Annotated in this window: 9 protein-coding genes and 1 tRNA gene; 5 read left to right on the top strand and 5 right to left on the bottom strand. The window is 37.0% G+C overall.

Annotation, left to right across the window (positions count from 1 at the left end; genetic code table 11):
- Positions 1-1,784, bottom strand: a 1,784-nt coding sequence (locus QMD21_02295; protein ID MDI6855602.1) for a DEAD/DEAH box helicase, incomplete at its 3' end; no start/stop codon positions are given.
- Between the two features lie 79 nt (positions 1,785-1,863).
- Here QMD21_02295 and sepF point away from each other — a divergent pair.
- Positions 1,864-2,238: a cell division protein SepF gene (gene sepF / locus QMD21_02300; GenBank protein ID MDI6855603.1), complete on the top strand. Its 375-nt coding sequence runs from the start codon at positions 1,864-1,866 to the stop codon at positions 2,236-2,238.
- Here sepF and QMD21_02305 read toward each other — a convergent pair.
- Together QMD21_02305 and QMD21_02310 are read right to left on the bottom strand one after the other, a co-directional pair.
- A complete protein-coding gene (locus QMD21_02305) occupies positions 2,231-2,866 on the bottom strand; it encodes a hypothetical protein (protein ID MDI6855604.1) in 636 nt (211 codons plus the stop codon). The two genes, sepF and QMD21_02305, sit on opposite strands and share 8 nt — an antisense overlap.
- A gap of 4 nt (positions 2,867-2,870) precedes the next feature.
- A complete protein-coding gene (locus tag QMD21_02310; GenBank protein ID MDI6855605.1) occupies positions 2,871-3,227 on the bottom strand; it encodes a tetratricopeptide repeat protein in 357 nt (118 codons plus the stop codon).
- A 79-nt stretch (positions 3,228-3,306) separates the two neighbouring features.
- Between QMD21_02310 and QMD21_02315 the strand changes: the two genes are divergently transcribed.
- A tRNA-Glu gene (locus tag QMD21_02315) sits at positions 3,307-3,424 on the top strand.
- 201 nt (positions 3,425-3,625) lie between these two features.
- Entirely contained in the window at positions 3,626-6,055 is a 2,430-nt protein-coding gene (locus tag QMD21_02320; GenBank protein ID MDI6855606.1) for a glycosyl hydrolase family 18 protein, read from the top strand.
- Here QMD21_02320 and QMD21_02325 read toward each other — a convergent pair.
- Together QMD21_02325 and QMD21_02330 are read right to left on the bottom strand one after the other, a co-directional pair.
- Entirely contained in the window at positions 6,022-7,401 is a 1,380-nt protein-coding gene (locus QMD21_02325) for a DUF1614 domain-containing protein (GenBank protein MDI6855607.1), read from the bottom strand. The two genes, QMD21_02320 and QMD21_02325, sit on opposite strands and share 34 nt — an antisense overlap.
- 25 nt (positions 7,402-7,426) lie before the next feature.
- Complete coding sequence (locus QMD21_02330) at positions 7,427-7,975, bottom strand: TATA-box-binding protein (protein MDI6855608.1); 549 nt, start codon at positions 7,973-7,975, stop codon at positions 7,427-7,429.
- Positions 7,976-8,036: 61 nt separating this feature from the next.
- Here QMD21_02330 and hflX point away from each other — a divergent pair, with 61 nt between their 5' ends.
- Both hflX and QMD21_02340 read left to right on the top strand, forming a co-directional pair.
- Positions 8,037-9,137, top strand: a complete 1,101-nt coding sequence (gene hflX, locus QMD21_02335) for a GTPase HflX (protein ID MDI6855609.1) — start codon at positions 8,037-8,039, stop codon at positions 9,135-9,137.
- Positions 9,138-10,783: hypothetical protein (locus QMD21_02340; protein ID MDI6855610.1), on the top strand; the 1,646-nt coding region annotated here is incomplete at its 3' end.

Below are 10,783 nucleotides of genomic sequence, written 5' to 3' on the forward strand. Positions count from 1 at the left end.
TTCTTTGATATGTACTCCTCAGTGCACTCACTACTCCAATCGTTAAGTAAGCATGTAGTTTTTAGATAAGCCAGTTCAAACTCGTAACTGAGATCTTTAACTAAAATATCATTTTCACGAATTACAAGCTCTTCTTCTAGCCATTTATCTTTTCCTCTAGGATATATTAAAGGCATATCCGGTGTAGAGCATATTGTGTAAAGCCATGAAAAATCTGTAGTTTTTGCTTTACGAGCTTTTTTTAAAGCATCTCTTAAAACTATACCTGAAAGCGGATCTATATAGAGTTCTGAGATGCGCTTCCCAAATTTAGTTGGTATAAGTTTTTCATCTCTTTCTATCACAAATTCATTTTCTATAAGGAATTTCACCACTGTTTCTACAAGCTTCTCAATCTCTATGTTATTTGCTCTTTGATATGCGAAGAAAGTACGTACTAAAAAATCTCTTAGTCCTTGATAGTCGTGCGCGAATCCTGTTGCAATGCTAGCTAAAAGATGTGTTCTCAGAGCGCTTTCATTTCCTAGCTTAGAACAGATATTTTCACTTTCGCCGAGTAGATAATTTTCTAATATTTTAAATCTCTCAGCTTCATTTCTTGCAATAAGTATAGCTTCACCATAACTATCGTATTGAGGTCTGCCTGCTCTTCCCATCATCTGTAAGACTTCAAGTACAGAGAGCGGTGAAGCACCAAGAGCACTGTCATAGCGCCATAGATCTCTAACTACAACTCTACGTGCAGGTAAATTAACGCCCCAAGCTAAAGTAGGAGTTGCTACAATGCACTTAATTAGACGATTTTTGAAAGTGCGCTCTATAAGTGAGCGTTGCGCATTACTCAAGCCAGCATGATGGAATGCCACTCCTTTAGAAACGCATTTTGCTAGCTCAGAGCCTAACGAAGTGTGCTCAGCTTGCACCTCAACGAGTTCGTCGCTAAGCTCTCTAAGCTGATTTTTTTCCTCACTATTTAAATAGTTAGAAGTTAAGTTGGAGAGCGCTACTGCAAGCGCTTCCGCTGACCTTCGTGTATTTACGAATATTAGTAGTTGAGCGTTATCTTTTAAAACATCTAGAAAAAGTGCTTTTATAGGCTCTCTATCTTCTAGCTCTTTCACAGTACCGTCTGAAAAATATATTATATTTTCTTCCAAAACACCTTTTTTCAAAGGTACTGGCCTCCAGTCGCTTCTGAAATGCTTTGCATCCAGCCATTGAGCAAGCTCTTCTGAATTATTAATAGTTGCAGAAAGCGCAATAATTTGAGCTTTGGGATTAAGCTGTTTAAATCTAGTAAGTATAACTTCTAAAGTAGGTCCTCTAGTAAAATCGTGAATAAGATGTATTTCGTCAGCTACTAGAGTAGTCAAGCTAGTAAGCCAGTGTGTCTTATGTCTTAGTAAAGAATCTGCCTTCTCAGAAGTTACTACGATAATATCAAACTGCTCTAGTTGCGGCTCCGGAGCATCTAAGTCGCCATAAGAAATAGCAACTTTCAAACCTAAAGATTCGAATTTTTTCAGCTCTTCGTATTTCTCAGATGCTAGCGCTCTTAAAGGCACTATGTACATGGCTTTGCCATGCTCTTCCAACACCGAATTTAGAATTGCTAAATAAGCAACAAGCGTTTTACCGCTCGCCGTAGGAATTGCTAGTACTAAATTATCTTTGGCTAGGACATATTTTATACATTCTGCTTGAGGCGGATACAGCTCTTCTATACCTAACTCTTTGAAAAGTGTAATAATTCTTTCGTCTAGCCCTAAATCCGATATCCTCATTCGTTTTGTTAATAACATTCTGTAAAGAAAAAGATTTATATCCAGCTACGTTAATATTGGAACTGAGAGTGGGATTATCATGGGATTCTTCGAAAGGATATTGAAGAAGAAAAAAGCTGTTGCTGAAGGTGAAAAGTACGTAGATTTAACTGAGTGGAGTGAGACAGGCAAGAAAGAAGAAGTGAGTGCTAAGATGCATATACGAGTAGCTGAGATATATAGGTATGAAGATTTAAGTGATTTAACAACCCCTGTCTACGACGGCGATTTGCTACTACTAGATTTTTCGCCTATAGCTGGAGACGATTTTACGTTCAGAAGAGTAACATCTGAGCTTAAGCGGTTAGCTCAAGATATCAACGGCGACCTTGCAGGTATAGGCAGGAATATGCTAGTGTTAGCTCCGGCAGGGGTAAAAATAGAGCGCGAAAAAATCAGGCCGTCATTTAAGTAAATCTACAAATTTCTTTTACAGGACATATATTACATTTTTTCTTTCTACAGAAATTTTTAGCTAATCTAACAAGTGCGGTTTCGAAGTTTGCTAAATTAATATTTTCGAGCTTGCAGTATTCTTTTGCATTTATTATACCTAAATTCCTGAGCGCTTGTAACGCCAAACCTTTTAGTTCAGGGTCTGCTTTATACCATATTCCGCGAAGCTCTCTCAGAAAAATGCTAACAGTAACATCGCCAACACCTTTTCCAAGCGCTTTTAAGCGAGCTTCCAAATCTTTAGAATCGAGCGCTCTTTTATGAATTTCCTCAATTTTACCGTATTTCTTTATTATATTGTCAGAAACTTCCAAAAGTTTATCAGCAGTTTTAAAGTCGTATCTTACATAGCCTCCTCGATCCAGTAATTCTACAAGTTTGTCCCAGCCTGCCTTTATTATTTTTCGAGGCTCTACTAGATTTTCATTCTCCAATTCCTTATAAGTATTGATTGCTATCTTCTCAGTTATTCTAGCACCGAACAAAATGCTTGCAAGAAACCACTTAAAAGGCTCTTTCTCTAAATTGATTGAAAGCACTTCAGAATATTTCTTACCGTATTTCCTAGTAAATTCTTTTAATTCCATTTTCTCAGTAATCCCATATAAGTCTCAAAGAGGTTATTTTCTCCTTTAAGCTAGGCTCATAACTCAGTTCGTAAGCTTTTTCATAGCATTTTACAGCTTCCCTAAATTTCCATACTAAGCACAGAGCATCAGCTAACGTTTCCCAAGCTTCTTTAAATTTAGAATCTAGTTCCAAAGCCTTTCTGAGGTATTTAATTGCGTCATCATAATTTTGAAGTTTATAAAATGTCAAGCCAATCTCATAAAGTAAATTTTTATCCATCCTTAGCTCTAAAGCTTTCGTAAAGTAATTGGCCGCATCTTTGTAGTTCTTTTCGTTGTAAGCTCTCTTACCAAGTATTTCGTAATCCTCAGCTTTCACAGTTATAAATTATTTTAAGCCTAAAAAGGTTTATCTACTCAGTTTTATATTTTTAGTATAAAGCCAGTAAAAGGGCTGCGCTCCCGTGGTGTAGTCCGGTTAATCATCGGGGCCTCTCGAGCCTCAGACCCGGGTTCAAAGGAGAAGTAGATAGGAATAAAGTACTGACTACTCCCATGAAATTCCCGGCGGGAGCACAATCTGAGCGCTAGCTTTTTATACCAGAGGCAACAATAAATAACATAATGCGAAAAATGCTATGTATCCTTTTAGGAGTGCTCTTCTTATTCCTCTCGCTCACTGCGAGTTGCGAGATTGTTTTAACACAACCAAACTTCGAAATCGAAAATTGTGATTTGTCGAGAAGAACTGCGAACGAACACGCGACACCGTCAAGAATGATCAACGCAAAACAACTTTCTCCACTTTCAGACACACCTTATTATGACAGAATAGCAGCGAGAGGTTATGCGGATCTTTGGTGGAACGGTTACAATCCAGACTACGGAAACTATGCCGGAATGGGTGGCGATTGCGCGAACTTTGTATCTCAGTGCTTAATTGCAGGTGGCATAAGTTTATGGAAAGGCTCTGATGGAAACGGAGCGGGGCTGGGCTACTATACTAATCAAAGCGGAACCCTAATTAATTGCGATGACTTAGCAGCGAACTTAAAAACTCATCAACTAACATATTATTCGTTTATTGAGAATTCTGGTGTCCCGCCGGACAATCTCACCGTGGGCGACGTGATTATTTACGGTACAGCAGGCGGAGATCTATATAGACATGCAGTAATTGTTGTAGAAGGAAACGGCAGCAGCTGTAAAGTAAATGCCCACTCGTCAAGTCAATATCATGTATCTTGGGATTATCTCTTCCCGTCGACTTATAACCGTGCGAATTTTTATCATTTTTTGGACAAAAATATTACTGAACGTATACAGTTCAGAGTTAATACAAGTGAACTCAATGTAAGGATCGGGCCAGGAACTGCCCCGCCTTATAATATTCCATTAGGTAAAATAAAATCAAATCAAGAATACATCGCATACGAATATGTAATTAATGCGACGGGCGTAAAGTGGTGGCATTTTTGGTATGATTATAGAAACGCATGGTGTTGCGCAGATTTTGGATATACCACAATCGTAAATGAAAATATAAAATTTAAAGTTAATGTGACAACATCTTTGAATGTACGTACGGGTCCAGGAACCACCTACCCCATTGTGAATAGAACATTTAATGCTCAAACATTCACAGCGTTTGAGTTGGTGAGAAATGGCAGCCTCGAATGGTATAGATTTTGGTATCGGGGCAGAAACGATACTTGGTGCGCCGCAAACTACACGACACCTATCAAGGACAGCATACTCCGCACAGTCTCAGGTTGGCTTCCCTATTGGGCTTGGGGTAGTGGTATGAGCACATTTAGTAATAACATTGAGCTTTTTGATGAAGTTTTACCTTTCTGGTATAAAACAAACGCAGACGGAACCCTCAGTTCTTATTCTGGTGCTGGAAACCAAACTTTTGTAAAGTTTGCGCATGATAATAAAGTAAAAGTTATTCCTTTAATAAGTAATGGATACAACAAAACATTAGTCCATACAATACTTTCAAATCCAACTATAATGGAAAATCACATTGCAAATATTACTAATTTGGTAATTTCAAATAATTATGATGGCATTGATATAGATTATGAAGGGCTTTATGCTTCAGATAAAGACAATTTTACTTTGTTTATATCAAAACTAGCAGAGAAACTCCATGAAAAAAACAAATTATTATCGGTCTGTGTACAAGCGAAATGGAGCGACAGCATAACGTGGGACGGTCCTGGAGCGCACGACTATGAAAATTTAGGCAAGTTTGCAGACACACTTAGAATAATGGCTTACGATGAGCATTGGAGTACAAGCGAGCCAGGCCCTATAGCAAGCTACAGCTGGGTAGAAAATATTCTTAGCTATGCGGTTACAAAAACCTCTAAAGATAAAATCATTTTAGGAGTACCTTTCTATGGAAGAGATTGGAATAAAACTACAAGTGGAACTTGGACTTCAAAATCTTATACTTATCCTGGTATTATTAACTTGATGACCACAAAAGGCGCTACTAGAGCATGGAATAACACAGCTAAAGTACCGCAGTTCAACTATTCTGACGGCGCTGCCGAGCATCAACAACATTACGTTTATTATGAAGATAATCAGAGCTTGAGTTTTAAATTAGATCTAGTAATAAAATATAATGTTGCGGGTGTTTGCGGCTTCGCACTTGGCTATGAAGATCCATTAGCTTGGTCACTTTCTCAGAAGAAAATCTCTGTAGGAAAAAGTTTTGTCTACTATTTAAACGAAGGCTGGAATTTCATTACAATTCCTTTATCCTTATCTTGTACAGCGGAAACCCTTGCGCAAAATATTACAAATTGCACTCATATTAGTTATTGGGATGTAAGCTCACAAAAATTTGTGGTTTATGAAAAAGGCTCTGGGATAAATAATTTTGATCTTCAAACTTGCGTGGGCTATCATGTATATGTTAGTACAAAGAGCAGAATTAATGTTACTGGTATTGCGGTAACAGCGTCGGTCAATTTATACAAAGGCTGGAATTCTATAGGCTGGTGCAATTTCACAGCTACAGACGCAAAAAGTCTAGCTCGGAACATAACAAACTGCACTGCAGTTGCATATTGGGATAATGCACGAAGATTTGTTATTCATCCGGTAGATAGCGAGCTAGCTAATTTTCCAATTGAAAGAGGCAGTGGCTATCTTGTTTATGTTTTCACAACAACAGTTTTCGCCACATAATCGCCAATTCGCTGACTCTTTTTAGTTAAAGAAATCATTATCGCGCTTGGAATGTAAAGTAAGAGCATATCTAAGAATCTAACTACGTTTCTTGTAAAAGCGCCTAAGAAATCAACATCTAAAAAATCTTCATTTAAAACTTTTGCTCCTACTAACATCTTGCCTGGCGAAGCTTTAAATAAAGTCTCAAATATTGTAAAATATGGTAACTGTATTACTAAAGCGAGCATAAGCCAAGAAGGGCATGTACTGAGCTCTAATGTTGTGATTGTATAAAAGCCTAAAAGTGCGCCTATCAGCAAGGTAATTATTAGAATTATCGTCATTAATGCTAGATCTATAAAAAACGCCAGTGCTCTTCCACCTAAAGAAACGTATCTTTTTCGCTCTATTGAATTCAATTCTTCGACGATGAGTTCTGCAGCTCTCATGCTAGGCTCTATACTATAAGAATCAATTTCCTTCTTTAGCTCATTACTTAAAACTGAGAAATTATAGAACGAGCCAGAGCTGATATTTAAAAGTGCCAACTGTTGCGTTAAACTTTTAGTTTGTAAATTAAATTTTCTAGCTAATAATGATAGCTTCTCTACTATCGCGTTATAAGCATTGCCAAGAGCTTCTTGATAGCGCTGTTGAGCTATCGCAATATTAGCGCGCTCAAAGTAATTCTCAATTCTTAGCTTGTTGAGCTCTTCATCACTATATATTCTAAATGAGCTTCTGTCCTCTTTTCTGGCAAGTAAAAATATCACTGACATTGCAAGCAAACCTGAAATAAAGACCATATCGTAGACGCCAGCTCCGCCAATTGCGCCTCTAAAAGGCTGCACAAATAACTGAGGCAGCCTTAAAATATCTGCACCTATTAAAGTGCCTAAAGTAGCAATTGCATATCCAAAAGGAGCGCCAAGGAGCACATCTCTTTTATAAATAGCAATTGAAAAGACTATTGCTATAGCTGTAGGAACGAAGCATAAATGTAGCTCGCTTACTATACCTACGCCTACCTCAAATCTAGTTACTAAGAAAGTAGCTCCTGCAACTAAAGATATCCCTGCAATTGAGTATGCTAGTTTTTTACCACTTAAAAAATAGAATGCCAGTATTAGTGGCACAAGAGCTCCACCTATATTTAGGGCTAGTAAATAGTTTGGAGTGACAAATATAGGCAGATCTGAAAACATACCTACAGCGGAGCCTACAATAAGGAGTCCTAGCTCTCTTGCACCAAGATTGCTTCTTTGAAAAAGCCCTCTAAACCTCATAAAGCCGAGATAAAGTGCTATAAAAAGTAAAATTGGTAATAGAACTTTGATTACTATAAGAGCCACTAAAGCTATCATCAATAAAATATTTTTTTTCTGTTATCTACTTGATCAATCCGCAAGCTTTTAGCTCTTCTGTTATCTTGTCTACTGCAGTTTCTACGTCTTTTGGTCTCCTAGCACCTGTGCATACAAGTTTGCCTGAACCGAACAGCAGCAGTACAACTTTAGGCTCGTCAAGCCTATAAACCAAGCCTGGGAATTGTTCAGGCTCGTATTCTACTCTTTCCAGTCCTAAAGATACTGCAATTGCATTTAAGTTAAGCTCTACACCTAGATCTGAAGAGGCAACTATATTTTGAACTTCTATCCTAGTCTTTTTATGGATTTTGAATCCAGCGCGGACTATACCCTTCGTTACTATATCAATAGCTGTTTTTACATCAGCTAAACTTTTGCCACCAGTACATACTATTTTACCACTCCTAAATATTAAAGCTGCAGTTTTAGGCTCTTTCAATCTGTATACGAGTCCTGGGAACTGTTCAGGCTCATACTCAGCACCTTCAATAGCTGAAGAGATAACTTCTAAATCTAGCTCTTTTCCTAAAGAAGTAGAAGCAACCACGTTTTCTATTTTAATTTTCGCCATTTTAACCCAATAAGAGTTATTTATATAGCTCTTTATAAATATTTCGTAGGGCAAATGCTAGTTGAAAAACTATTTTAGCTTACTGGCTAATTTGAAGATTGTGAGAGCTGTACTTGTATGTTTGGGCAAAGAGCTTGAAAAACTAAATGAGACTGTTGCTCTTGCGCAAACTTTAGACTATCAAACAGTGGAAAAATTCGTACAGAAGAAGGGAAAGCATGCAAAATATTTGATAGGCAGTGGCAAACTTGAAGAGCTAAAAAATTTTGTAACTCAGAACGAAATTGAACTTGTGATTTTTGAGGATTTGTTGAGCTCCACACAAATTCTAGCATTAGAGGATTTTATTAAAGTGCCTGTAATAGATCGTTTCGATTTGATTCTTAATGTATTTGAAACTCGTGCAAGAACTAAAGAAGCAAAACTTCAAATAGAGCTTGCTAGACTGAGAAGGAAGCTCCCTTATATCAAAACGTTTTTGGGCAGGAAGGTAAAAGAAGAGCATCCGGGCTTCGGCGGTAGCGGCGAGTTCATTATCAGAAATACTATTACTGGATTGAGAAAAAGGATTAGAAGAATTGAGAAAGAGCTGGCTAGTTTTGAAGCACGTGTTTTAGAGCAAACTGAGAAGAGAAAGGAGCTTGGCAAAATCGTCTCTTTAGCTGGCTATACTAACGTAGGAAAGACAACCCTACTTAATGCACTTGCGCACACCAACATGCCAGTAAAGGACGAGCTATTCACAACTTTAAGTACCAAATGCTCCGTTTTGAAATGGGCGGGCAGCCAAAAAATATTTATAAACGATACATTAGGCTTTTTAAACGATTTACCTCACGAACTTATTTATGCGTTTAGAGCTACACTGAGCAGTATAAAAAACTCAGACCTTATTTTACTGGTACTGGATGCAAGTGAAAGTCTAGAAGAGCTCGTTAAAAAGAAAGAGACATGCGAGCAAATTTTGAAAGGGATAAGTGCTAGCTATATCCCCATAGTTTATGTACTGAATAAGACAGATAGAATACCTAGCTACGAGCTTAAAGTTAGATCAGATACTATTGCAAGTACAAATAAAGTTGAGATTTCTGCACTTTATAATAAAGGTATTGAAGAATTAAAAGCTAAAATTTTCTATACTTTAAAATCTATCTCTTATTGAATGAAAAAATATATCTGCTTTGGGTTGCTGGCTGTTTTAGTGATTAGTATAACTATCAGATTATTACCTTTATTTAATTACTCTATTTGGGGCTCTGATACGGGCGAGTATTACGAGCTTACTAAGAGAGTTGTAGAAAAAGGCGCTCTGAGTTTTGATTACAAAGGCTGGGGCTTTTGCTACCCTTATTTCCCAGGTATGTTTTCTTTAGTAGGTAGTGCATCACTGCTGCTTTCTTCTAATCTTCTAACCACTCTTTTGATAATTATTCCAGTAATTTCAAGTCTCTCAGTAATCTTAGTCTTTCTCATTACTAACGAAATATTTAAAGATATGAACGCAGGCTTAATTTCTGCACTTCTTCTATCAGTAGCTATCCCCCACGTATTTACAACCTCGCATACAATGCCAGGTAGCTTAGGCGATTTCTTATTTATCTTATGCATGTTGCTCTTTATTAAATCATATCAATCTAGAAATTTTTTGATGTTGTTTTTTGTTGCGGTAATTGCTTTAGTTATAACGCATCATCTCTCTAGCTATTTCCTTATGATTGCGCTTGCGTTATTTATATTTCTGCGCGAGCTCTCAAATACTAAAACAAACTTTAAAGAGCTAAAATTTGATTTGTTAGCAGTTGGTTTTCTATTATTAGCAAATATTACTTATTGGCTTTACGCAGCAGGACCTTTCAGGGAAATAATAAAAGATGCTTTCGATTTGGCGATTGAAATTTTATTATTATTTGGATTAGTCGCTTTTGTAATAATGGTGTTGTTAATAAAACTAAGAAGAAAATTTTTATTACGAGAGCGCAAGATAGCAATACCTAGCTACAGGAGAATTTTAATAACTTATTGCTCAGGCTTAATTGTAGGATTTGCAGTACTCTTTATTTCTGTGTTTCTTAAATTCCCTGGAACTACTATTCAAATAGATAAAATTGCAATTTTACTATTTTCACCTTCAATTATTATATTTTGTCTGGCTGTCTTCGGCAATGCTTTTGCGCCATTCTATAGAAAGGCTATGCTACTGTTTTGCTGGCTATTAGCAGTTGCACTTTCATTCTTCCTAGGAATAGCAACGAGTAATACTGTTCTCATATCATATCGCCATTTACAGTACCTAATAGTACCTTTGGCAATATTCGCTGGATTTGGCGCGACTAAATTCATTGAGCTATCAAAAAGAAAAAAAACAGCAACTACCTTTTTGGCTTGCCTACTTGCTTTTTTGATAATTCTAGCGCCTTTTTCATGCTATCCGTCGAAAGCTGTATTAGGCGGCTTCGAAGAAGGTACACCACTACAAAATATCAACTCTATAGTCTGGTCTAAAGAATATTTAGCTAATGAACCGGTAGCAAGTGATCATAGACTTAGCTCTATGCTTTTTGGATTTGCAAATTGTAGAGCTTCTTGGGAATTTACGCCTAAAATATTTCACGTAAGCTCTTTTTCAGATGCAAAAGATGAACTGGAAAATGCTGCTATACCTAGCGGTAAAACAAGAATAAATTATATTGTAATTGACGAGATTATGAAAGAAGGTGTGTGCTTAAAGCAATGGGAGCCTGCAATAGCAATGAGCGATGAAAGTTTAAAAAAATTTGAGAAAGAACCTTTTATCAAAATTTACGATGA

The sequence above is a fragment of the Candidatus Thermoplasmatota archaeon genome (assembly GCA_030018475.1).
Classification (GTDB): Archaea; Thermoplasmatota; JASEFT01; order JASEFT01; family JASEFT01; genus JASEFT01.